The organism is Roseovarius sp. (assembly GCF_030373445.1).
In the GTDB taxonomy this organism is placed as follows: Bacteria; Pseudomonadota; Alphaproteobacteria; order Rhodobacterales; family Rhodobacteraceae; genus Roseovarius.
The window spans coordinates 395,242-418,665 of sequence record NZ_JAUCYU010000003.1; the positions used below are offsets into that span (position 1 = coordinate 395,242).

At 65.9% G+C, this 23,424-nt stretch carries 15 protein-coding genes and 1 pseudogene; 7 read left to right on the plus strand and 9 right to left on the minus strand.

Annotation, left to right across the window (positions count from 1 at the left end; genetic code table 11):
• Position 1 precedes the first annotated feature (1 nt).
• Complete coding sequence (gene argE / locus QUV18_RS08175; protein WP_300893177.1) at positions 2-1,147, plus strand: acetylornithine deacetylase; 1,146 nt, start codon at positions 2-4, stop codon at positions 1,145-1,147.
• 37 nt (positions 1,148-1,184) lie between these two features.
• On the opposite strand, the gene QUV18_RS08180 is transcribed toward argE, so the two are convergent.
• The 7 genes and pseudogenes from QUV18_RS08180 to QUV18_RS08210 all read right to left on the minus strand — a co-directional run bounded on the left by QUV18_RS08180 (position 1,185) and on the right by QUV18_RS08210 (position 12,483).
• On the minus strand, positions 1,185-2,177 hold the full coding sequence (locus QUV18_RS08180) for an adenosine kinase (RefSeq protein ID WP_300893179.1): 993 nt from the start codon (positions 2,175-2,177) through the stop codon (positions 1,185-1,187).
• A 12-nt stretch (positions 2,178-2,189) separates the two neighbouring features.
• The gene (gene ahcY, locus QUV18_RS08185; protein WP_300893180.1) at positions 2,190-3,605 is read right to left on the minus strand and encodes an adenosylhomocysteinase; all 1,416 of its coding nucleotides are present in this window, start codon (positions 3,603-3,605) and stop codon (positions 2,190-2,192) included.
• A 35-nt stretch (positions 3,606-3,640) separates the two neighbouring features.
• Positions 3,641-4,831, minus strand: a complete 1,191-nt coding sequence (metK, locus tag QUV18_RS08190; protein ID WP_300893182.1) for a methionine adenosyltransferase — start codon at positions 4,829-4,831, stop codon at positions 3,641-3,643.
• Between the two features lie 66 nt (positions 4,832-4,897).
• Positions 4,898-8,634 (minus strand): annotated as a pseudogene (gene metH / locus QUV18_RS08195) (methionine synthase).
• Positions 8,635-8,649: 15 nt separating this feature from the next.
• Complete coding sequence (gene metF / locus QUV18_RS08200; protein ID WP_366914627.1) at positions 8,650-9,513, minus strand: methylenetetrahydrofolate reductase [NAD(P)H]; 864 nt, start codon at positions 9,511-9,513, stop codon at positions 8,650-8,652.
• A gap of 90 nt (positions 9,514-9,603) precedes the next feature.
• Positions 9,604-11,295 carry a methyltransferase domain-containing protein gene (locus QUV18_RS08205; protein ID WP_300893186.1) on the minus strand — a complete coding sequence of 564 codons (1,692 nt, stop codon included), beginning with the start codon at positions 11,293-11,295 and terminating at the stop codon, positions 9,604-9,606.
• A gap of 483 nt (positions 11,296-11,778) precedes the next feature.
• Positions 11,779-12,483 (minus strand): GntR family transcriptional regulator, encoded by a 705-nt coding sequence (locus QUV18_RS08210; RefSeq protein ID WP_300893188.1) that lies wholly within the window; start codon positions 12,481-12,483, stop codon positions 11,779-11,781.
• Between the two features lie 249 nt (positions 12,484-12,732).
• Here QUV18_RS08210 and QUV18_RS08215 point away from each other — a divergent pair, with 249 nt between their 5' ends.
• The 4 genes from QUV18_RS08215 (at position 12,733) to QUV18_RS08230 (ending at position 17,806) form a co-directional block, all read left to right on the plus strand.
• On the plus strand, positions 12,733-14,277 hold the full coding sequence (locus QUV18_RS08215; RefSeq protein ID WP_300893190.1) for an ABC transporter substrate-binding protein: 1,545 nt from the start codon (positions 12,733-12,735) through the stop codon (positions 14,275-14,277).
• Positions 14,278-14,365: 88 nt separating this feature from the next.
• Positions 14,366-15,331 carry an ABC transporter permease gene (locus QUV18_RS08220; protein ID WP_300893192.1) on the plus strand — a complete coding sequence of 322 codons (966 nt, stop codon included), beginning with the start codon at positions 14,366-14,368 and terminating at the stop codon, positions 15,329-15,331.
• A gap of 10 nt (positions 15,332-15,341) precedes the next feature.
• Positions 15,342-16,181 carry an ABC transporter permease gene (locus tag QUV18_RS08225; RefSeq protein ID WP_300893194.1) on the plus strand — a complete coding sequence of 280 codons (840 nt, stop codon included), beginning with the start codon at positions 15,342-15,344 and terminating at the stop codon, positions 16,179-16,181.
• A gap of 2 nt (positions 16,182-16,183) precedes the next feature.
• Positions 16,184-17,806, plus strand: coding sequence for an ABC transporter ATP-binding protein (locus QUV18_RS08230; RefSeq protein ID WP_300893196.1), 1,623 nt, complete (start codon positions 16,184-16,186; stop codon positions 17,804-17,806).
• Between the two features lie 233 nt (positions 17,807-18,039).
• Here the strand turns inward: QUV18_RS08230 and QUV18_RS08235 are convergent, their stop codons facing one another.
• A complete protein-coding gene (locus tag QUV18_RS08235; RefSeq protein WP_300893198.1) occupies positions 18,040-18,663 on the minus strand; it encodes a TetR family transcriptional regulator in 624 nt (207 codons plus the stop codon).
• A gap of 101 nt (positions 18,664-18,764) precedes the next feature.
• On the opposite strand from QUV18_RS08235, the gene QUV18_RS08240 reads away from it, so the two are divergent.
• On the plus strand, positions 18,765-20,297 hold the full coding sequence (locus tag QUV18_RS08240) for a 4-hydroxyphenylacetate 3-hydroxylase N-terminal domain-containing protein (RefSeq protein ID WP_300893200.1): 1,533 nt from the start codon (positions 18,765-18,767) through the stop codon (positions 20,295-20,297).
• Positions 20,294-21,979, plus strand: coding sequence for an acyl-CoA dehydrogenase family protein (locus QUV18_RS08245; protein ID WP_300893201.1), 1,686 nt, complete (start codon positions 20,294-20,296; stop codon positions 21,977-21,979). The genes QUV18_RS08240 and QUV18_RS08245 overlap by 4 nt, the downstream gene beginning before the upstream one ends.
• 4 nt (positions 21,980-21,983) lie before the next feature.
• Here QUV18_RS08245 and QUV18_RS08250 read toward each other — a convergent pair whose 3' ends face one another.
• Positions 21,984-23,378: a hypothetical protein gene (locus tag QUV18_RS08250; RefSeq protein ID WP_300893203.1), complete on the minus strand. Its 1,395-nt coding sequence runs from the start codon at positions 23,376-23,378 to the stop codon at positions 21,984-21,986.
• Between the last annotated feature and the right edge of the window lie 46 nt (positions 23,379-23,424).

The window sequence follows — 23,424 nt, forward strand, 5'->3', positions numbered from 1 at the left end:
TATGACACGCACAATGGAGCATCTCGAGAGACTTGTGGCCTTCGACACGGTCAGCCACCGCAGCAACCTGGCGATCATCGACTACATCGAAGGCGTCCTGCAAACCCTCGGCCTCCGCACCACCCGCCTGCCCGATGCCAGCGGGCAGAAAGCCGGGCTCTACGCCGAAACCGGGCCGGGCGAAGGCGGCATCCTCCTGTCGGGCCATACCGACGTGGTGCCGGTCGAGGGGCAGGACTGGACGCGCGACCCCTTCCGCCTGACGCCCGAGGGCGACCGCCTCTACGGCCGCGGCACCACCGACATGAAAGGCTACCTCGCCTGCATGCTCACCGCCGCGGAACCGGCCGCCGGGCAGAACCTGCGCGAACCGCTGAAGCTCGTCTTCTCCCATGACGAGGAAATCGGCTGCGTCGGCATTCAGCAGATGGCCGACACCCTCGCCCCCCTCCTCGGCCAGCCCCGGGCCTGCATCGTGGGCGAGCCCACGCAGATGCAGATCGCCACCGGTCACAAAGGCAAGGCCGCGTGGCGCGCCACCTGCCACGGGCAGGCCGGCCATTCCGCGCTGGCGCCCGGCTTCGTCAATGCCCTGCACCTCGCGGGCGATTTCATGGCCGAACTGCGCGACCTGCAGGCATGGCTCGAACGGATCGGCGCGCGCGATCCGGGCCATGACGTCCCCTACAGCACCGTGCATGTGGGCCAGCTATCCGGCGGGCTCGCCGTCAACATGGTGCCCGACCGGGCCGAGATGCACTTCGAACTCCGCCACCTCGCCGCCGACCCGGCCGACGAGATGTCCCAACGGATCGCCGAGGCGGCAGAGCGCGTCGCCGACCGCTACAAGGGCACCTTCCCCGACGCCCGCATCGAGCTTGACCAGACCACCGCCTATCCCGGGCTCGACGTGGCCGAAGATGCCGCAGTCACCCAACTCGCCCGCGGTTTTGCACAAACTGAGCTCACGAAAGTCGCCTTCGGCACCGAGGCCGGCGTGTTCGACCGGATGGGCATCCCCACCATCGTCTGCGGGCCGGGAAATATGGCCGGCCAGGGCCACAAGGCCGACGAATACATCACCACCGCACAGCTTGACGCCTGCGACCGGATGATGGCCCGGATTGTGGGGAAAATATCCAACTAGGGTCAGGCCCCGCACCATCGGCGGGGCCCGACAAACCTTACGCCGCCGGCAGCGAGATCGCCTGCGCCGCCGCGCCGTTGCGGGCGCCGTAATGGGTCAGCACGCGCGCGGCCATCTCGGCGCCCCGCTTACCGGCCTCTTCGACCGTCCCGCCCCGCGCCAGCGCGCCGAGGAACCCGCTGGCATAGGCATCGCCCGCGCCGGTCGTGTCCACGACCTTGGTCACGGGCGCGGCGGCAATGCGGTAGACGCCAGTGGCGTCCGCCACCATCGAGCCCTCGTCATGCAGCGTCACCGCCGCCACCGGCACGTTGCCGATGGCCCAGCCCATGGCATTCTCCGGGTCTTCCGTCCCGGCCAACTGCCCGACCTCGGCCAGGTTGCCGACAAGTATATCCACGTGCCGGGTGATGAAGTTCCACATCACGTCCCGGTTGCGCTCGACACAGCCGGCATCCGACGGGGTCAGCGCGATCCGCGCGCCCGCCGCCTTGGCCTTCTGCGCCGCATCCTCGATCACCGCGGCGCCCTGCGGAGCGTCCCACAGGTAGCCCTCGATGAACAGGATATCGAGCCCCTCGGGCATCGCCTGCGCCAGGTCCGAGGGCGCCATTGTCACGGCAGCGCCAAGGTAGGTGCTCATCGTCCGCTCGCCATCCGGCGTCACCAGCACGACGCAGCGGCCGGTGCCGGTGCTGGCATCCGGCGACGGTGCCACCGGGGCGGCGATGCTCAACCCTGACATCTCCTCGCGGAAGGTCTGGCCAAGGTCGTCATCCGCGACCTTGCCCAGGTAGGTGCCCTGCACCCCGGTTTCCGACAGGTGGGCGATGGAATTGGCCACCGACCCGCCCGATTGCCGCACGCCGGGGCCGACCTCGTCGAACAGCGCCTGCGCGGCACCGGCATCGACAAGGTGCATGCCGCCGGGGGTCAGGCCGTGGCGGTCGATCACGGCGGTGTCCACCGCCGCGACCACGTCGACAATCGCGTTGCCGAGCCCCACGATATGGGGCGTCTCCTTGCTCATGTCAGCCATCCCTCAATACCTGTAATGTTCCGGCTTGTAGGGGCCGTCCTTCGGCACGCCGATATAGTCGGCCTGGTCTTCCCGAAGTTCGCTCAACTTGACCCCGATCCGCTCGAGGTGCAGCCGGGCGACCTTTTCATCCAGGTGCTTGGGCAGGATGTAGACGTTGTTGTCGTACTGCTCGCCCTTGGTCCAAAGCTCGATCTGCGCCAGAACCTGGTTGGTGAAGCTGGCCGACATCACGAAGGACGGGTGGCCCGTCGCATTGCCGAGGTTCAGCAGGCGACCTTCCGACAGAAGGATGATCCGCGCCCCGCTCGGCATCTCGATCATGTCCACCTGGTCCTTGATGTTGGTCCACTTGTGGTTCTTCAGGTTCGCCACCTGGATCTCGTTGTCGAAGTGGCCGATGTTGCCGACGATCGCCATGTCCTTCATGTCGCGCATGTGCTCGATGCGGATGACGTCCTTGTTGCCGGTCGTGGTGATGAAGATATCGGCCGATGTGACCACGTCTTCCAGCGTGACAACCTCGTAGCCATCCATCGCCGCCTGAAGCGCGCAGATCGGGTCGACCTCCGTCACCTTCACGCGGGCGCCCGCACCCGACAGCGAGGCGGCCGAGCCCTTGCCCACGTCACCATAGCCACAGACCACGGCCACCTTGCCGGCCATCATCGTGTCGGTCGCGCGGCGAATACCGTCGACGAGGCTCTCTTTACAGCCATACTTGTTGTCGAACTTCGACTTGGTCACGCTGTCATTCACGTTGATCGCCGGGAACGGCAGGTGGCCCTTCTCCATCATCTTGTAGAGGCGATGCACGCCGGTCGTGGTTTCCTCGGAAACCCCCTTGATCATGTGCCGCTGCTTGACGAACCAGCCCGGGCTTTCCTTCATCCGCTTCTTGATCTGCGCGAAGAGGTATTGCTCCTCCTCGCTCTCGGGAGACTCGATCAGGTCGGTCTCGCCCTCTTCGACGCGGGCGCCGATGAGAACGTACAGCGTCGCATCACCGCCATCATCGAGGATCATGTTCGCGCCACCCTCTTCGAACTGGAAGATCTGGTCGCAATATTCCCAGTATTCCTCGAGCGTCTCGCCCTTCACGGCGAAAACGGGCGTGCCGCCTTCCGCGATGACGGCGGCCGCGTGGTCCTGCGTCGAGAAGATATTGCAGCTCGCCCAGCGCACGTCGGCGCCCAGCGCAACCAGCGTCTCGATCAGGCAGGCCGTCTGGATCGTCATGTGCAGCGACCCGGCGATCCGCGCGCCTTTAAGCGGCTTCGCCTCGCCATACTCCTCCCGCAGGGCCATCAGCCCCGGCATCTCCGTCTCGGCGATGTCCAGCTCCCGCCGGCCAAAGCCGGCGAGGTTGATGTCGCGGATCGCGCTGTCTTCGGGTGCAAAGCTTTCCGGCTTGTTCATGTCCCGTGTCCTTTCTATTCAGTCCGTGTTCCGTCTCACTCGGCCGCGGCAGAGGCGCCAAACGTGCGCGCCAGCTCGTCGGCGAGGTCGGTGCGTTCCCAGCTGAACCCGCCGTCATCGGCCGGCACCCGCCCGAAATGGCCATAGGCCGCGGTGCGGGCATAGATCGGCTTCAGCAGGTCGAGGTGATCGCGGATGCCACGCGGCGTCAGGCGCACCATCTCGCGCAGCATCGCGGCCAGCTTCGTCTCGTCCACCCGGCCGGTGCCCAGCGTGTCGACGTAAAGCGCCACGGGCTCCGGCACGCCGATCGCATAGGCGAGCTGGATCTGGCACTTGTCAGCCAGCCCCGCGGCCACGACGTTCTTGGCCATGTAGCGCGAGATATAGGCCGCCGAGCGGTCGACTTTCGTGGGGTCCTTGCCCGAGAACGCCCCGCCGCCATGCGGTGCGGCGCCGCCATAGGTGTCGACGATGATCTTGCGGCCTGTCAGGCCCGCGTCGCCATCCGGCCCGCCGATCACGAAATTGCCCGTCGGGTTGACGATGATCTTGTCCTGCGACGGCAGGCTCCAGCCCTCCGCCTTGAAGCAATCGGTGATGTAGGGCTCGACCAGCTTGCGCACGTCGTCCTGGCTCAGCCCCTCGGCATGCTGCGTGGACACGACGACCGTGTCGATCCCCACCGGCTTGCCGTTCTGGTACTTGAGCGTCACCTGGCTCTTGGCATCCGGCCCGAAATTCGGCTGCTTGCCGGATTTCCGGTCCTCGGCCATCGTGCGCAGGATCTTGTGCGCGAACTGGATCGGCGCCGGCATCAGCTCCTCGGTTTCGTTGCAGGCGTAACCGAACATGATGCCCTGGTCGCCGGCACCTTCCTCGCCCTTGTCGCCCTCGTCGACGCCCATGGCGATATCGGCCGATTGCGCGTGCAGGCGGCAGACGATCTCGGCATCCTTCCACGAGAACCCGTGCTGGTCATAACCGATGTCCTTGATCGCATCCCGCGCGATCTGCTCGACATCCTTCAGCACGCTTTCCGGGCCGCGCACCTCGCCGGCGATGGTCACGTGGTCCGTGGTGGCCAGCGTCTCGCAGGCCACGCGCGATTGCGGATCAGCGGCGAGGTAGGCATCCAGCACCGCGTCCGAGATCCGGTCACAGACCTTGTCGGGGTGCCCTTCGGACACCGACTCGCTGGTAAAAAGCCATGACTTGTCGCTCATAATAGTCCTTTCTCCACTGTCGTGGGGTTGGGTCGCTTTTGGCAAAAAACCGAGTTTTTGCTGGGGTCAGGCGATCTTGCGATCGGCCGATGACTTGTCGGGCGTGTAGGACAGGCTGGGTTGCAGCCACGCCTCCACCTCGGCAATCTCCATGCCCTTGCGCTCGGCGTAATCGGCCACCTGGTCGGGACCAATCCGACCGATCCCGAAATAGGCCGAGTCCGGGTGGGCGAAGTACAGCCCCGACACCGCCGAGGCCGGCCACATCGCGCAGCTTTCGGTCAGCGTCACGCCGGTATGCTCGGGCGCGTTCAGCAGGTCGAACAGCGTGCGCTTCTCCGTGTGGTCAGGGTTGGCCGGATAGCCGGGCGCGGGGCGGATGCCGCGATACTGCTCGCGGATAAGCGCCTCGTTATCCAGCGCCTCGTCCGAGGCATAGCCCCACAGGCTGCGCCGCACGCGGGCATGCAGCGCCTCGGCAAAGGCCTCGGCAATCCGGTCGCCCAGCGCCTGCACCATGATCGAGTCGTAATCGTTGCCCTCTGCCTTCATCCGGTCGGAGATCTCGTGCACCTCCGGCCCGGCGGTGACGGTGAACCCGCCGACCCAGTCGTCGGTGCCCGCGGGCGCCACGAAATCGGCCAGGCACATCTGCGGCTTGCCGTTCGACTTGCTGCGCTGCTGGCGCAGCTGCGGCATCCGGGCGCTCACCGTCTTGCGGCTTTCATCCGCCCAGACCACGATGTCGTCGCCCTGCGCATTAGCGGGCCAGAGCCCGACAACACCCCGCGGGCTGAACCAATCCTCTTTCTCGATCCGGTCCAGCATCTTCTGCGCGTTGTCATACAGCTCGCGCGCGGCGGGCCCCTTGTCGGGATCCTCGAAGATCTTCGGGAACTTGCCCTTCATCTCCCACGTATTGAAGAACGGCGTCCAGTCGATGAACTCCCGCAGCTTGGCGATGCCCATGTCGTCGATCACCGTCAGGCCCGGCGTCTGCGGCGCGGGCGGGGTGTAATCCTCCCATCCGCCGTCGAACTTGTCCTTCCGCGCCTCGGCCAGCGGGGCCGTGGGCCGGTCGCCCTGCCCGCTCATGCCGTCGCGCAGCTTCTCCTGTTCCTGCGAAATCCCGGCCAGGTACTCCGGCCGCGCCGTCTTGGACAGCAGCCGCGACACCACGCCCACCGCCTTCGAGGCGTCATCCACATGGATCACCCCGTGCTCATATTCCGGCGCGATCTTCAGCGCGGTGTGCTTCTTCGAGGTGGTCGCCCCGCCAATGAGCAGCGGCAAGTCCATCCCCTGCCGCTTCATCTCGGCGGCCACGTCGACCATCCGGTCAAGCGACGGCGTGATCAGCCCGGAAAGCCCGATGATATCCGCCTTCTCCTTCTTCGCGGCGGCCAGGATATCCTCGGTCGGCACCATCACGCCAAGGTCGACCACGTCGTAATTGTTGCACTGCAACACGACGCCCACGATGTTCTTGCCGATATCGTGCACGTCGCCCTTCACGGTCGCCATCACCACCTTGCCCTTGGCCGAGGTATCGCCCGACTGGCGCTTTTCCTCTTCCATGAAGGGCAGAAGATGCGCCACGGCGGCTTTCATCACCCGGGCCGATTTCACCACCTGCGGCAGGAACATCTTGCCGTCGCCGAACAGGTCGCCGACCACGTTCATCCCGTCCATCAGCGGCCCCTCGATCACGTCGAGCGGCTTCTCGGCCCGCTGGCGGCACTCCTCGGTGTCATCCACCACGTAATCGGTGATGCCATGCACCAGCGCGTGCTCGAGCCGCTTCTCGACCTCCTGCTCGCGCCATTTCGGGTCTTCCTTCTTCGACGCCTCGCCCGAGCCCTTGTACTTGTCGGCGATGTCCAGCAGCCGCTCGGTCGCGTCGTCGCGCCGGTTCAGCAGCACGTCCTCGACCCGCTCGCGCAGCTCCTCGGGAATGTCGTCATAGACGGTGATCTGCCCGGCATTGACGATCCCCATGTTCATGCCCAGCGGGATCGCGTGGTACAGGAACGCCGAATGCATCGCCTCGCGCACGGCATTGTTGCCGCGGAAGCTGAACGACACGTTCGACAGGCCGCCCGAGACATGGCAATGCGGCATCGCCTCCTTGATCATCCGGGTCGCCTCGAAAAAGGCGTTGGCGTAATCGTTGTGCTCCTCGATCCCCGTCGCCACGGCAAAGATGTTGGGATCGAAGATGATATCCCACGGCTCGAACCCCGCCTTCTCGACCAGCAGGTCATGCGACCGCTTGCAGATCTCGAACTTGTGCTGCGCGGTCTCAGCCTGCCCGTTCTCGTCGAAGGCCATCACCACCACGGCGGCGCCATAGCGGCGCACGGTGCGGGCCTGTTCGAGAAACGCCTCCTCGCCCTCCTTCAGCGAGATGGAGTTGACCACGGCCCGCCCCTGCACGCATTTCAGCCCGGCCTCGATCACCTCGAACTTCGAGCTGTCGATCATCACCGGCACGCGGCTGATATCGGGCTCCGACGCGATCAGGTTCAGGAAGGTCTTCATCGCCTCTTCCGAGTCGAGCAGCCCCTCGTCCATGTTCACGTCGATGATCTGGGCGCCGTTCTCGACCTGCTGGCGCGCCACGTCGAGCGCGGTGGCATAATCCCCGTCCATGATCAGGTTCTTGAACTTGGCCGAGCCCGTCACATTGGTCCGCTCGCCGATATTGATGAAGCTGGAAACACCTGTGTTCATGCCGCGCCCTCCTTGGTGGCCGCGCCCTGCGCTTCGAACATCTCCAGCCCGCTCAGGCGCATCCGGCGCACCTTCTGCGGTATCTTGCGCGGGCTCTTGCCCTCGACCGCCTGCGCGATGGCGCGGATATGATCGGGCGTCGTGCCACAGCAGCCGCCGACAATGTTCACAAGACCGGAACTGGCCCACTCTTCCAGGTGCTCGGCGGTCTCCTCCGGCGTCTCGTCATAGCCGCCCATCTCGTTGGGCAGGCCCGCGTTCGGATAGGCGCTGATGCGCGTGTCGGCGACCTCGGACAGCGTGCGCACGTGCTGGCGCATCTCGCCCGCGCCCAGCGCACAGTTCAGCCCGATGGAAAACGGCCGCGCATGGCTCATCGAGACCCAGAACGCCTCGGGCGTCTGCCCGGTCAGCGTGCGGCCCGAGCGGTCGGTGATCGTGCCGGAAATCATCAGCGGCGGAATGGTGAGCCCCTCGTCCGACAGGCTGTCGATGGCGAAAAGCGCCGCCTTGGCGTTGAGCGTGTCGAAGATCGTCTCGATCAGCAGCACATCCGCGCCCGCCTCGATCAGCGCCCTCGCCGCCTCGCCATAAGCCTTTGCCAGGTCGTCGAACGTCACCCCGCGGAAGCCCGGGTCGTTCACGTCCGGCGAAATGCTGGCGGTCTGGTTCGTCGGCCCGATGGCGCCCGCCACCCAGCGGGGTTTCTCGGGCGTCGCCACCGCGTCCGCCGCCTCGCGCGCCAGCTTCACCGACTCGACATTCATCTCGACCACCAGGTCGGTCATGTCGTAATCGGCCTGGCTGATCGCGTTGGCCCCGAAGGTGTTGGTGCCAAGGATATCGGCGCCCGCCGCCAGGAAGTCATCGTGGATCTTCCGGATCATGTCCGGCTGCGTCAGCGACAGCAGCTCGTTGTTGCCGCCCACGTCGCTGGGATGGTCCTTGAACCTTTCCCCTCGATAGGTCGCCTCGTCCGGCTTTCCCTGCTGGATCATCGTGCCCATGGCCCCGTCCAGCACAAGGATACGGTCCTCGATCGCGGCTCTTATGTCGTTGGTCTTGGTCATGCGTCCTTCAATCCTTCAAGCGGCGTCTTCCGCAGGTATATCTGGTGTCAGCCCCAATGTCCTGCACACGGCCAGGGTCACCTTGGGCTGGTTGAGCGTGTAGAAGTGGAACTCCCTCACACCCTCGTCGATCAGGCGGCGGCACTGCTCGGCGGCCACGCCGGTGGCCACCATGGCGCGGGTCTCGGGCGCATCGTCAAGCCCGTCGAACATCTGGCCCAGCCAGTCGGGGATCGACGCGCCGCACCTCTCCGAGAACCGCTTAAGCCCGGCGAAGTTCGACACCGGCATGATCCCCGGCACGATCGGTGCCTCGATACCGGCCGCCCGGGCCCGGTCGATGAACCGCAGCACCGTATCGGTGTCGAAGGCATATTGCGTGATCGCCCGTGCCGCACCGTTGTCGATCTTGCGCTTGAGATGGTCAAGGTCTCCCTTCGCATCACTGGCTTCCGGATGCACCTCCGGGTAGGCCGCGACGGAAATGTCGAAATCCCCCACCCGGCGCAGCGCACCGACCAGCTCGGCGGCATCGCGATAGCCGTCCTCGGGCACCGTCTCGCCATCGGGCAGGTCCCCGCGCAGGGCGACGATCTTGCGGATACCGCTCTCCCAGAACCCCTCGGCCTGCCGGTCGATCTCGGCCCGGCTGGCACCGACACAGGTGAAGTGATGCGCCACCGGAAGGCCGGTGCGGTTGGCCACCATCTCGACCATGCGCGCGGTCCGGTCACGGGTCGTGCCGCCGGCGCCGTAGGTGACCGAGAAGTATTTCGGCTCGGCCGCGCTCAACTGCCTGACGGTGTCCTGAAGCCGGGTCACGCCGGCCTCGGTCTTGGGGGGGAAAAGCTCGAAGGATATCGACAGATCGTCGGACATGCCTGTCATGTGCGGGGTCTCCATCTCGGTGATCGGGAAGGAAGAAATCGGGCGGCGGCGGGGGTGCCGGAACACCCCCGCCCCGTCGGGTCAGTGCCGCACGGGTTTGCGGAATTGCTGGATGCCCCAGGCGAGATGCCCGTCATCCGCGGCCTTGACCCAGTTCTGCAGTCCCGTCGCCATCTTGTCGAGATACTCGGCCGAACAGCCTTTCTCGCGAAGCTGGTCGTAATGGGCCAGAAGCTCCTCGCGGACCCGGTCGTAATGCGTCCGCAGGTCGGCGACCGCCTCTTCCTGCTTGACCGTCTCGAAGCCCAGCTTCTCGGCCGTCTCGCGATAGAAGGCGGGCGAGCCCAGGCTGTTGAGCTGCAGCCGGTCATAGACGGGCTGTAACACGCCCTCGGGCACGTCGTCGGCCTGCATCGGGTCGGTAAAGATGAGGTGCCCGCCGGGCTTCAGCACGCGGAACGCCTCCGCCAGGACCTGGTCGCGCTGGTCGGAATGCAGGAACGCATCCTGGCTCCAGACCACGTCGACACTGTCGTCGGCTTCGGGCACATCCTCGAACACGCCGTGGCGGATGCCGATCTTGCCGGCCAGCCGCGCGGCCCGCACCTTGCCGAGATTGTACTCGTTCTGCGTCTCGGAAATGTTCAGGCAGACGGCCTCGCACCCGGTCTTCTTCACCAGTTGCCGCATGGCCCCGCCATAGCCGGCCCCGAGGTCCAGGACACGCGATCCCGATTTCAGCTCCGGCAGCGCCTCGATCATCGCGTCGATCGACAGGTCGCTCGCCTCGCGGATGTTCTTGGTGGTCTCGTACCGCCCGATATGCAGGTCCTCGCCACCCCAGATGGTGGAATAGAACGTGTCGGCATCGTCGCTGTCGTAATAGGTCTCGGTGATATCGCGGATATCGGCCTGCCCATCGGCGCCGTTACCACCCCAGCGCGCCACGTGCTCGGCGGATTTCTCCGCGACGTGGATGAAGAAGTCGGGCTCGTCCTCGGCATAGGTCTCCTGGAAATCGCCATAGGTGCGCACCCGCTCGAACCCGGCCTCGCGGAACAGGCGGCGCATGTAGTCCTTGCGGATCGGGCACAGGTTCAGCGTGTAGGACGCCCCGTCCGGGAAGTCATAGCGCATCCGGCACAGGCCCTCGTCGATATGCTCGGGCTCGGCGCTCACGTCGTCGCCACAGTAGTAATACTTGTGCTTGCTCGAAAACCCGTGGTCCAGCATCTCGTCATAGTTCCGCTGGTCGAGGATCAGCACGCCGTCATGCTTCAGCGCGGCATAGAACTCGGCCAGCGCGCGGCGACGGTCCTGTTCCTCGTGCAGGTGGGTAAAGGAATTGCCGAGACAGATGATCGCGTCATACTTGCCGTGGATGTCGCGGTTGAGCCAGCGCCAGTCCGCCTGCGAGGTCTTCAGGATCAGGCCCCGCGCCTGGCCGTTCTCGAACGCCTTGGCGACCATCGCGGCATTGCCATCCGACGCGGTCACGTCGAACCCCGCCTCGGTCAGCCGGACCGAGTGGAACCCGGTCCCGCAGGCCACGTCCAGCACCCGCTCCTTGCCGCGGGCCTTGAGGATATCGATGAAGAACTGGCCCTCGCTCTGCGCCCGGCCGTCCCAGTCGATCAGCTCGTCCCACTTGTCGACGAACGGGGTGACGTATTCCTTCCGGTAGTGCCCCGTCTCACGATCCTCCAGCGGGTCCTTGCTATAGGCCTGCTGGGTCATGGTCAGTTCGGCATTGCCGGCAACGTCGCTGGTCATGTGAATCTCTCCGCTATCTGGATGGCACGAGCCCCGAGGCGGGCGCTCGTCAGCCTCCCGCAATCCACCTCGTGGAAAACGGAAGCATCGCCATCGGTGTCGTTGTTTTCGCCCCGCACCTCTGGTCGGATGCAAGGCCTGTCAGCCCGCGCGGCCGGCGTGATCCGCCTCACCGCCGAGGGTCGGGATGCTTTCCTTGTCGAAGCATTTCTATTCCCGACTCGATGTGCCTAGAGTTATCACTGGCAAGGTACGACTATTCAAGGTTTGTATGCGACTTTTTCATGAAGTTTGGTACTTTGCCGCACAAACCATTAGTCTTGCCCGAAAATCCATCTGCGCAAACATTCGGCAGAGCGCGCAAAGTACAACCTAAAGATGAATTTTTTAGCAGTTCATTCGCGTAAAAGCAGCAAATCATCAAGCTAAGCATTTCGTTTCTGCTGACCTTGCGACACCCGGCCAAGACCGGGCAGGCCCCGTTCACCGTTTCGCGGCTTCTTCCGCCTCCAGCTTGCGGAAGCGGCCGACCACGGTCTCCCGCGCCACGCCGATATGATAATCCAGCGCCGCCCGCGCCTCGTCCTGGTCCCCCGACAGAAGCGCGTCGATGATCAGGTAATGGTTCCTTGCCACCAGCCCCGGCTCGTCGAACACCGTCTCGATCATCGCCGTACAGGCCTGGATTTCCGAGGCCAGCTTGTCGAACGCCGCAACGAAGCGCTTGTTGCCGCTGCTCTCCACGATCAGCCGATGAAACTGAAGGTCCACCCCGATCTGCAGGATAAGCTGGTTCTCCTCCGACATGCCCACCATGTCCTCGATCTGCGCCCGCAGCCGGTCGATGATGCCCGCCACCTTCCCCTCGCGCACCACGCGCGCGGCGGCCTCCCGCTCAATGCACAACCGCAACTCGTAAAGCGAATCGAGGTCCTCGGCATCGATCGTCCGGACAAAGAAGCCCCGATTCGCGTGCGACACCAAAAGGCCCGTGCTTTCCAGCAGCCGCGCCGCCTCGCGCACCGGCGCCCGGCTGACCCCGAACTCCCTTGCAATCACCGATTCCGCCACCCTGTCGCCGGGCTTGAGCTTTCCCGACACGATCGCGTCTGTCAGCATTCTCGCGATCTGCTGCGACAGCGCATCGCGCGCAAGGGGCTGGAACAGGGGTTCGGGCTTCGATGACATGACCCCAAATTAGCCACCCGATTGTCGTTTGTCGACAATTTCGCTTGACTCGGCGCGGGCCAGCCGATGAAGTTGCCCCATGGTGGCCGGCGGCGAAACGCTGCCGCGCCACGTGACAGCCTGCGCCGCAGACCGGGCCAACCGGCAAGGCGCGCAAGCACGAACGAAGCGGGGGCCGGCGCGCATCATCGGCGCATGGCTCTGGCCGGACGAACCGGCGCCCGCGAAACCAAAATCAGGGAGCCACAGATGAAGAACCTATTCACAGCGTCGATCCTGAGCCTCGGGCTGGCCATGCCGGCCGCCGCGCAGGATTCGGGCGGACGCCTCGACATCGTCGTACAACCCGAGCCGCCCAGCCTGATGCTGGGCCTCGTGCAGAACGGCCCCACCCAGCTGGTCGCGGGCGACATCTACGAAAGCCTTCTGCGCTACGACACCGACCTCAACCCGATGCCCTCGCTGGCCAAGTCGTGGGAAGCCTCGGATGACGGCCTGACCTACACTTTCACCCTGCATGACGGCGTGACATGGCACGATGGCGAGCCCTTCACCGCCGAAGACGTGGTCTTTTCCGTCGACACCTTCCTGCGTGAAACCCATGCCCGCCTGCGGGTGAGCCTCGAACATGTGGAGTCGGTCACGGCGCCCGACGACACCACCGTCGTCTTCAAGCTGAAGAACCCCTTCGGGCCCTTCATGGGCGTCTTCGAGGTCGGCACCATGCCGATCGTGCCCAAGCACATCTACGAAGGCACCGATTTCGCCAACAACCCGGCGAACAACACGCCCATCGGCACCGGCCCCTTCAAGTTCGAGGAATGGGAAAAGGGCAGCTACATCCACCTGGTGAAGAACGAGGATTACTACCTCGACGGCCAGCCCTACCTCGATGAGGTCTACTACCGCGTCATCCCCGACGCCGCCTCGCGCGCCGTCGCCTTTGAAAACGGCGAAGTCGACGTGCTTCCCGGCGGCTCGATCGAGAACTGGGACGTCAAGCGCCTGACCGAGATGGAAGGCGTCTGCTCCACCGGCAACGGCTGGGAATACTTCGCCCCCCACGCCATGGCCTGGATGAACAACCGCGAGGGCCCGACCTCCGACAAGCTCTTCCGCAAGGCCGTCATGTACGCGATGGACCGCGAATTCGTGAAAGACGTGATCTGGAACGGCTTCGGCACCGTCGCCACCAGCCCCGTGTCGTCCAAGACCAACTTCTACACCGACGACACGATCATGTACGACCACAACCCTGACAAGGCCAAGGAACTGCTCGAGGAAATGGGCTATGACGGCGAAACCGTCCGCATCCTGCCCCTGCCCTACGGCGAAACCTGGCAGCGCTGGGCCGAGGCGATGAAGCAGAACCTCGAAGAGGTGGGCATCAACGTCGAGATGGTCGCCACCGACGTGGCCGGCTGGAACCAGAAACAGGCCGAGTGGGACTTCGACATCGCCTTCACCTACCTCTACCAGTACGGTGACCCGGCGCTCGGCGTGGCCCGCAGCTACCTGACCTCGAACATCGCCAAGGGCAGCCCGTGGAACAACGTGGCCGGCTACGAGAACGCCGAAGTCGACGCGATGTTCGAAGAAGCCGCCGTCGCCGCCAGCGCCGAAGAGCGTCAGGAGATCTACACCGAGATCCAGAAACAGCTCGTCGACGACGTGCCCGTGGCATGGCTCCTCGAGATCGAGTTCCCGACGATCTACCGCTGCAACGTCAAGGACCTCGTGACCACCGCGATCGGCGTCAATGACGGCCTGCGCGACGCGTGGATCGAGCAATAACTCCGACAGGATCGCGGCCGGCCCCGACACGCGCGGGCCGGCCGCTTCCGGCGACCGACGTCTTCAACAAACCGGGTAGCCTGATCTCATGACACTCGCCGCCGCCATCCTCGGGCGTGCCGCCAAGGCGGCGATCACGCTCCTGCTGATCGTCATCCTCAACTTCTTCCTGATCCACGCCGCCCCCGGCGACCCGGCCATGGTCATGGCGGGCGAGGCGGGCGCCGCCGACGAACAGTTCATCCAGCAACTTCGCGAACAGTTCGGCCTCGATCAGCCCCTCTACGTGCAGTTCTGGAACTACGTCTCGGGCGTTCTCCAGCTCGACCTCGGCTATTCCTACCGCCAGCAGATGCCGGTCCTCGACCTGATCCTCGACCGCCTGCCCGCGACCCTGCTTCTCACCCTCACCGCCTTCTTCATGTCGCTCCTGCTGGGCATCGCCTTTGGCCTCGCCGCCGCCGCGCGCCAGGGCCGCATGGGCGACACCGCGATTACCTCGATGGCGCTCTTGTTCTACGCCACGCCGCTCTTCTGGGTGGCGCTGATGGCAGTGGTGCTCTTCTCGGTGAAACTCGGCTGGTTCCCCGCCTTCGGCTACGAGACCGTCGGCGCCGGCTATACCGGGCTCGACATGGTCCTCGACCGGCTCAAGCACCTCTTTCTGCCCGCCCTCACGCTCGGCCTCTTCTTCATGGCCGTCTACCTGCGCATGACCCGGTCCTCCGTGCTGGAGGTCAGCCAGATGGATTTCGTCAAGACCGCCCGCGCCAAGGGCCTCGGCGAAGGCACGATCCGCCGCCGCCACATCCTGCGCAACGCGTTACTGCCCGTCGTCACGCTCGCGGGCCTTCAGGCCGGCCAGCTCGTCGGCGGCGCGGTCCTGACCGAGACGGTCTTCGCCTGGCCCGGCATCGGCCGGCTGATGTTCGAAAGCCTCACCGCCCGCGATTACAACACCCTCCTTGGCGTCTTCCTCGTCTCGGCGGCCATGGTCATCGCCTTCAACATCATCACCGATATCGTCTATCGGCTGATCGACCCGCGGATATGAGGAGCCAGCCATGATCGACTTCCTCAAACGCTTCTCCCGCAACCGCGGCGCGCTCTTCGGGATGGTCATCCTGACCATCGTGATCCTGCTCGCGATCTTCGCCCCGCTGATCTACCCCGACAGCCCGTGGAAGATGGTCCAGCGCCCCTTCCTGCCGCCCTTTTCCACCGATGGCTTCCCGCTGGGCACCGATACTCTGGGCCGCGACGTGGCCGCCGGGCTCGTCCACGGCGCCCGCGTCTCGCTCATCGTCGGGCTGGTCTCGACCCTCGTGGCCCTGCTGATCGGCGTGCCGCTCGGCGCCTTCGCCGGCTTCTACGGCGGAATCGTCGATGACGGCGCCATGCGCTTTACCGAGTTCTTCCAAACCATCCCCAACTTCGCGCTCGCCATCGTCCTCGTCGCGATCATGGAGCCGACGCTCCCCACCATCACGCTCGCCATCGCCATCGTCAGCTGGCCCCCCGTCGCCCGCCTCGTCCGGGCCGAGGTGCTCTCCTTGCGAAAACGCGAATTCGTCGATGCCGCGCGTCTGGCAGGCCTGTCGAACATCCGCATCCTCTTCGGCCACGTCCTTCCCAACGCCATGTCGCCGATCATCGTCATGGCCTCGCTGATGGTCGCCACCGCGATCCTGCTGGAAAGCTCGCTCTCCTTCCTCGGCCTCGGCGACCCCAACATCATGAGCTGGGGCTACATGATCGGCGCCGCCCGCACCGTGATCCGCACGGCATGGTGGCTCAGCTTCATCCCCGGCGTCGCCATCCTCCTGACGGTGTTGTCGCTCAACCTCATCGGCGAGGGGCTCAACGATGCCCTGAACCCCCGGCTGGCACGGAAGGGGCGCTGATCATGACCACGCCCGTTCTCGCCATCCGCGACCTTGCGATCTCGCTCCCCCGGGGCGCCGACCGCGACTTCGCCGTCCAGAACATCGATTTCGACCTGAACTCCGGCGAGATCCTCTGCGTCGTGGGCGAATCCGGCTCGGGCAAGTCGATGACCGCCAACGCGCTCATGGGCCTCCTGCCCGACCAGGTCGAGGTCGCCCAGGGCTCCGCCGAGTTCGAAGGGCGCGACCTGCTCGCCCTGCCCGACAACGAACGCCGCAAGCTGCGCGGCGCCCGCATCGGCATGATCTTCCAGGAGCCGATGACGGCCCTCAACCCGCTCATGCGCATCGGCGACCAGATCGCCGAGGTGTTCGAGGCCCACAACCTCCACACCACCTCCGAACGCCGCCAAAAGGCGCTGGCCCTGATCCGAGAGGTCGGCCTCCCCGACCCCGAGAAGATCATCCGCGCCTATCCCTTCCAGCTGTCCGGCGGCCAGCGCCAGCGCGCCATGATCGCCATGGCCCTCGCCCTCGACCCCGCGATCCTCATCGCCGACGAGCCCACGACCGCGCTCGACGTCACCACGCAGGCCCAGATCCTCGACCTCATCAAGTCGATCCAGTCGAAACACGGCATGGCGGTGATGTTCATCACCCACGATTTCGGCGTCGTCGCGGAAATCGCCGACCGCGTGATCGTCATGCGCTACGGCGGGATCGTCGAACAGGGGCCCGCGCAAGAGGTGCTCGAAAACCCGCAGCACCCCTACACGAAGGCCCTGCTCGAGGCGATCCCCTCCGACCACGTCCCCGAACCCACGCCCATCACCGAGCAACCGGTGCTCGAGGTCCGCAACCTCCGCAAGACCTTCGTCACCTCCGGCGGCCTCTTCAAACCCAAGCGCAGCGTCACGGCGATCGACGACATCTCCTTCACCATCGCCAAGGGCGAGGTTCTGGGCATCGTCGGCGAATCCGGCTCCGGCAAATCCACCGTCGGCCGCGCCATCGTCCGGCTGGTCGAGGCCGACAGCGGCGAGATCATCCTCGACGGTAAGGACATGAATTCGCTCACGACCGAGGAACTCCGCTCGGCCCGCCGCCGCGTGCAGATGATCTTCCAGGATCCCTACGCCTCGCTCAACCCGCGCAAGAAAATCCTGCACGCGCTTTCGGAAGGGCCCATCGTGCAGGGCGTGGCAAAGGAAAGGGCCCACGCCCGCGCCCGCGAGCTGTTGGAGATCGTCGAGCTCGACGCCGGCGCCGCCGACCGCTACCCGCACGAGTTTTCCGGCGGTCAGCGCCAGCGCATCGGCATCGCCCGCGCTTTGGCGATGGATCCCGACCTGATCATCGCCGACGAGGCGGTTTCCGCCCTCGACGTCTCCATCCAGGCGCAGGTGCTCGAACTCCTCCGCGACCTGCAGACCCGCCTGCACCTGTCGCTCATGTTCATCACCCACGACATGCGCGTTGCGGCCCAGCTCTGCGACCGGGTGGCGGTGATGCAGAAGGGCCAGCTGGTCGAGATCGGCCCGGTCGCCGACGTCTTCCTGCGCCCGCAGAAGGACTACACCCGCAGCCTCCTCGCCGCCGTGCCGGGCACGGACTGGCAGATCGGCAGTGCGAAGGCGGGCTGAGGCCCGCCCTGACGTTGAGGAGCCGCGCATCGACGGGCCGTGGTACGGCGAACCAACGATGGTCGCTGCCACTTTATCCCTGCCAAGCACATACTACCCAAGAGCGTGGCACTCCGACCGCAAAATCGCCGTGCCGTGGGTACGGCCCGTAGATGCGCGGCGGGCTAAAGCCCTTTGTTCCGCGCAGGCGCTTCATGGATATGTCCGTAGTGGGCCCGGTAAAGACCCTAACCCTACCCCGCCCTCAACTCCGCCACCTGCTGCTCCACATACTGCGCCATCAGCGCCTCCGCCGAGGCGCCGAACATCCGGATCCGCCCGGTGTGCAGCAACAGCAACAAGCCCGTGGCATGGGCAAAGATATTCACCATCGACAGCCCCGCCGCCTCCTCCCCCGCGCCCATATCCCTCGCTGCCGCCGCCAGCGGCCGCAATGCCCCCTCCAGCGCCGCGTTCAGCTCGCGGTCGGTCTCCCGGTCGAGCCCGGCGGGTTTCATGCCCCCGCGAAACAGGTAGAACCCCAGGTCCAGCTCGCTCGGGTTCGCCGCGTAATACCCGAAGAACGCCATCCCGGCCGCACGAAACCGCGCCTCTGCCGTGTCGGCCCCCGTCACCGCCGCCGCCACGCTCTCCCCCAGCGACGCCAATGAACTCCGCAGCAACTCCGCGTAAATCGCCTCCTTCGACGGGAAATGGAAATACAGCGCCGCCGGCGTATACCCCGCCTTCGTCGCGATCGCCCGCAGGCTCGCCTTCTCCAGCCCGTCCTCGGCAAATGCCTCCCGCGCGGCATCCAGGATATGCTGCCGCTTGCTCTCCGCCAGCCGTCTCTGCCGTGCCGCCTTCCGATCGTCCAAGACGCGCCTCCAATTCGAACACTTGACGTAAAATCTAACAGTGTTTAATTTTTACCGCAACCCAGGCTCTCACGCCCCGGCACCCAAGGGAGGACCACCTCATGCTGATGACCGCGCAAGACTACCGCGAATCCCTTCGCGCCTATTCCCCACGCGTCTTCATCGACGGCGACCGCATCGACAGCGTCGCCGACGAACCCCGCCTCGCCCCCGGCATCAACGGCGTCGGCATCACCTACGATTTCGCCCACCGGCCCGAGTCCGAACGCCTGCTCACCGCCACCCAGTCGACCAGCGGCAAGACGGTCAACCGCATGCTCCACATCAACGAGTCGAGCGACGACCTCCTGCAAAAGCTCGAAGCCGTCCGCCTTGTCTGCAAGGTCTCCGGCTGCGCCCAGCGCTACCTCAGCCACGACGCCCTGAACGGCATCTACCAGGCCACCCACCGCACCGATGCCACCCACGGCACCGACTATGCGCAACGCTTCATGGCATACCTCCATGACGTGCAGGACCGCGACCTCACCCTCGGCGTCGCCATGACCGACGCCAAGGGCGACCGCTCCAAGCGTCCCGGCCAGCAAGCCAACCCCGATGTCTATGTCCACATCAAGGAACGCCGCGCCGACGGCATCGTCATCCGCGGCACAAAGGCCATCGTCACCGGCGCGCCCTACATGCACGAATTCCTCGTCATGCCCTGCCGCACCCATACGGCGGAAGACGCCGATTATGCCGTCTGCTGCGCCGTCCCCGTCGATGCCGAGGGCGTGACCATCGTCGCCAAACCCGCAGGCCGCCCCGGTGAAGCGGCGGCGAAATTCTCCGCCCGCTACGGCCAGTCCACCGGCGTGGTGATCTTCGACGACGTCTTCGTGCCGCATGACCGAGTCTTCCTCGCCGGCGAGACGACCGAGGGCGGCTACCTCACCACCTCCTACGCCACCCATCACCGCCATTCCTGCATCGGCGCCCGCGCGGGCTTCGGCGACCTGCTCATCGGCGCCGGCGCCATGATGGTCGACGCCAACGGCCTCGACGTCGACCGCCACGCCCATATCCGCGATGCCATGGTCGACCTGATCACCATCACCGAAAGCTTCTACGCCTGCGGCGTCGCGGCCTCGGTCTATTGCGAAAGCGACCCGGCCGGCTCGGTCATGCCAGACGCCGTCTTCTCCAACATCGGCAAGCTGCTGCTCGCCACCAAGATCTACGACATGCACCGCGTCGCCCACTACGTCTCCGGCGGCCTGATCGTCGCCCTCCCCGGCCCCGACGAGGATCACAACCCCGAAACCCGCGCCGACCTCACCGCCGTCCTCGGCGGCCGCCCCGACATCCCGGCGGAACGCCGCATGGAAATCTCCCGCATGATCGAAGACCTCACCGTCTCCAACCAGGGCAACTGGTACTCCGTCATCTCCCTCCACGGCGGCGGCTCGCCCGAAGCCATGAAGCGCGAGATCTGGCGCAACTACCCCGTCGCCGAACGGCAGGAGCTGGTCTCCGACCTGATGGACCGCGGCGTTCTGGCCGAAGGCCGCAAGGTCTCCCGCCAGCCGGGCCGCTGCTGCGCCACCGGCTGCCAGCCGCCCGAGAAAATCTCCACCACCGAAGCCGCGGAATGACCCCCATGCCCGATACCTTCACCACCCACGAAGTCCGCAACCAGGCCCGCCCCGCCACCGGGTTCAACGCCTTCACCGGCGACACCGTCCTGCGCGAGGCCATCGCCCGCGAAGCCCCCTGGGCCGCCGACAAATGCGCCGCCCTCGGCGCCATGGCGGGCGACGAACACGTGCAGGAGCTGGCCCACCTCGCCAACCGCCATGCGCCCGAGCTGAAGACCCATGACCGCTTCGGCAACCGCATCGACTGGGTCGAGTTCCACCAAAGCTGGCACGACCTCATGTCGCTGGCGTGGAAGCACGAGGTGCCCAACCTCGCCTGGCGCACCAACCAGCAGAACGGCCATTACGCCCGCGCCGTCCTCTCCTATGTCTGGAACCAGGTCGAACAGGGCACCGGCTGCCCCACCGGAATGGCCTACGCCTCCTATGCCGGGTTCGAAGCCGAACCGGCCCTCGGCATCTGGGCCGAAAAGGTCAAGGGCACCGAGTACGAGTTCAGCCGCCGCGAAGTCGCCGACAAACCCTCCGTCGTCATCGGCTACGGCATGACCGAGAAACAGGGCGGCTCCGACCTGCGCGAAACCCAGACCACGGCCCGCTTCCTCCATACCGAGGACTACCACGGCAAACCCGCCCACTGGTACGAACTGACCGGGCATAAATGGTTCTGCTCCGTCCCCCAATCCGACGGCTTCTTCACGCTCGCCAAGGTCGATGGCGGCGTGACCTGCTTCTTCCTGCCCCGCACCCTGCCCGACGGAAGCTACAACCGCTTCAACATCCAGCGGCTCAAGGACAAGGCCGGCAACCGCTCCAACGCCTCCTCCGAGGTGGAATACAACGGCACCCTCGCCATCCGCGTGGGCGAGGAGGGCAAGGGCATCCGCGAGATCCTCTCGCATTCCCACCTCACCCGGCTCGACTTCGCCATAGGCTCCGCCGGGCTCATGCGCCAGATGCTCACCCTCTCCATGACCCACACCTCCACCCGCACCGCCTTCGGCACCTCCATCGCCGACCGCCCGATGATGACCAGCGTGCTGGCCGACATGGCGGTCGAGACCGAGGCCTGCACCCTGATGGCGCTCCGCGTCGCCAAGGCCACCGACCGGCTGGCCGAGGACGCGCATGACCGCCTCCTCGCCCGTCTCGCCACGCCCGCGGCCAAGTACTTCAACTGCTCCCGCGTGCCCGCCATCGCCAACGAGGCGCTGCAATGCCACGGCGGCAACGGCTTCATCGAGGAAAACCCGATGGCCCGCCTCTACCGCGAGGCGCCGCTCAACTCGATCTGGGAAGGCACCGCCAACATGATGTGCATGGACGTCCGCCGTGCCATGCTGAAAGACCCCGCCACCATCGACGCCCTGCATGACGAGGTGGCACCGCTCAAGGGGGACGACGACCGCTTCGACGCCATGATCCGCCACACCGACGGCCTCATCGACGCGGCCCGGGAAGACGAATTCTATGCCCGCCCCATGACCGAGGCCGTCGCCCGCCTCCTGCAGGGCGCCGAGCTTCTCCGCGCCAGCACGCAGGAGGTGGCGGATACCTTCCTCACCACCCGCACCCCCGGCACGCCGGGCACATGGGGCGCGCATTTCGGCACCCTCGCCCGGCCCGTCACGCAGGCCACGGCGAAAACCATCATGGACAGGGCGATGGTCACCGACTGACCCCTCAGCCCAGTACCAGCCCGAACAACAGCACCCACCCCGTCAGGATCGAGGTCGCGACGAGGAAATACACCCCGTTCCAGCGCAGCCCCACATGGGTTGCGCTGACCCCGCCGAACGACCCGATCAGCAGCGTCGTCGCCGTGAAGGGCGAGGTCGCCCCGCTCATCGCCCAGCCCGCGGTGATCGCCGCCACCATCGCGGCCGGCGGAATGCCCAACGCCTCGGGGCTGGGAAACAGCGGCGAGATCAGCGTCACCGCCAGGATCGGGTTCATCCCGAACTGCCCCAGCACCGGCACGATCCAGACAAGGATCACCAGCACCGCCCAAGTCGGCAAGGCCTCCGGTGAAAACCCCAGCGACATCAGCAACGGCTGCAACACCGGCGCACCCACCGTGCCGATATAACCCGCCATCATCAGCAGCACGATCTCGCCCCGGTAGCCCGGCAACTCTCCGGTGACATACCCCCGCGCCCGTCCGCGCAAGCTGCCCTCCCGGCCCAGCCCGACCCGCTGGATCACCGCCCAGACCGCCGCGATCGCCGGCACCACCACCATCACCACGCCCACGACCCGGATACCGGTCAGGAAATGCGCCCCCGACACCATCCCGGCCAGCAGGAACAACAGCAACACCAGCGGCAGCATCAGGCTCCACGACCCCTCCACCTCCCGCTTCGGCGCCGGCCGGCCCAGCCGTGGCTTGAAGATCGAATCCATCGCCCATCCGGTCATCGTGATGATCACCGCCGATATCACGCCCGGCACCGCCGCCCCGGCCCAGCTCGCACCGGGGATAAGCGCCGTGGTGATCGCCAGCGAAAACGCCAGCGGCGACCAAGGCAGCGAGGCGATGAACCCCCGCTGGATCGCCAACAGCATCCGCCGCGTCCGGTGCCCCCGGATCACCGGGTCGGCCTCTGCCCGCGCCGCGTTCGATGCCAGGCTCCCCAGAAGCGAGATCGACCCGTAATTGATCAAGAGCGCAAAGAGGTGCCCGCCAATCGTCAACGCCCCGTAGCGCCGCCCCGGCGGCTGCGCGGCAAGGAACGCCCCGCCCTTCCGCAGCGCGGGCGAGGTCTCCGCCACGTTCCGCAGGGTCGACAGCGCCACGAAAAACGCCGCCACGAAGGCCGCCTTCTCCAGCCCCCGCCGCGCATGGCCCAGCCAGTCCTCCCCGGTCAGCGCCAGCCACAGCGTCAGCGCGAGGCCCACGAGGATGAACGCCTTCCGCGTCAGCCGGACATTCAAACCCAGCAGCAGCAGGACCAGAAGCGACAGCCCCTCGATGATCCCCCCCGGCACGCCTGCGCCCCATTCCCTTGCCGCGAACAGCGCCGTCAGCACGATCAGAAGCCCGGCGGCGGCACGGTCGATAAGGGGGTTCGGGGTCATCGGGCTCGGGGATGTCGCGAAAGGGGCATGACCCGCTTTAATCCCC

Coding starts and splice junctions, on each gene's coding strand:
- QUV18_RS08180 (WP_300893179.1), bottom strand. CDS start 2,177: ATGAGCAAGGAGACGCCCCATATCGTGGGGCTCGGCAACGCGATTGTC.
- QUV18_RS08230 (WP_300893196.1), top strand. CDS start 16,184: ATGACCACGCCCGTTCTCGCCATCCGCGACCTTGCGATCTCGCTCCCC.
- ahcY (WP_300893180.1), bottom strand. CDS start 3,605: ATGAACAAGCCGGAAAGCTTTGCACCCGAAGACAGCGCGATCCGCGAC.
- metK (WP_300893182.1), bottom strand. CDS start 4,831: ATGAGCGACAAGTCATGGCTTTTTACCAGCGAGTCGGTGTCCGAAGGG.
- metF (WP_366914627.1), bottom strand. CDS start 9,513: ATGTCCGACGATCTGTCGATATCCTTCGAGCTTTTCCCCCCCAAGACC.
- QUV18_RS08205 (WP_300893186.1), bottom strand. CDS start 11,295: ATGACCAGCGACGTTGCCGGCAATGCCGAACTGACCATGACCCAGCAG.
- QUV18_RS08225 (WP_300893194.1), top strand. CDS start 15,342: ATGATCGACTTCCTCAAACGCTTCTCCCGCAACCGCGGCGCGCTCTTC.
- QUV18_RS08250 (WP_300893203.1), bottom strand. CDS start 23,378: ATGACCCCGAACCCCCTTATCGACCGTGCCGCCGCCGGGCTTCTGATC.
- QUV18_RS08220 (WP_300893192.1), top strand. CDS start 14,366: ATGACACTCGCCGCCGCCATCCTCGGGCGTGCCGCCAAGGCGGCGATC.
- QUV18_RS08215 (WP_300893190.1), top strand. CDS start 12,733: ATGAAGAACCTATTCACAGCGTCGATCCTGAGCCTCGGGCTGGCCATG.
- argE (WP_300893177.1), top strand. CDS start 2: ATGACACGCACAATGGAGCATCTCGAGAGACTTGTGGCCTTCGACACG.
- QUV18_RS08240 (WP_300893200.1), top strand. CDS start 18,765: ATGCTGATGACCGCGCAAGACTACCGCGAATCCCTTCGCGCCTATTCC.
- QUV18_RS08210 (WP_300893188.1), bottom strand. CDS start 12,483: ATGTCATCGAAGCCCGAACCCCTGTTCCAGCCCCTTGCGCGCGATGCG.
- QUV18_RS08245 (WP_300893201.1), top strand. CDS start 20,294: ATGACCCCCATGCCCGATACCTTCACCACCCACGAAGTCCGCAACCAG.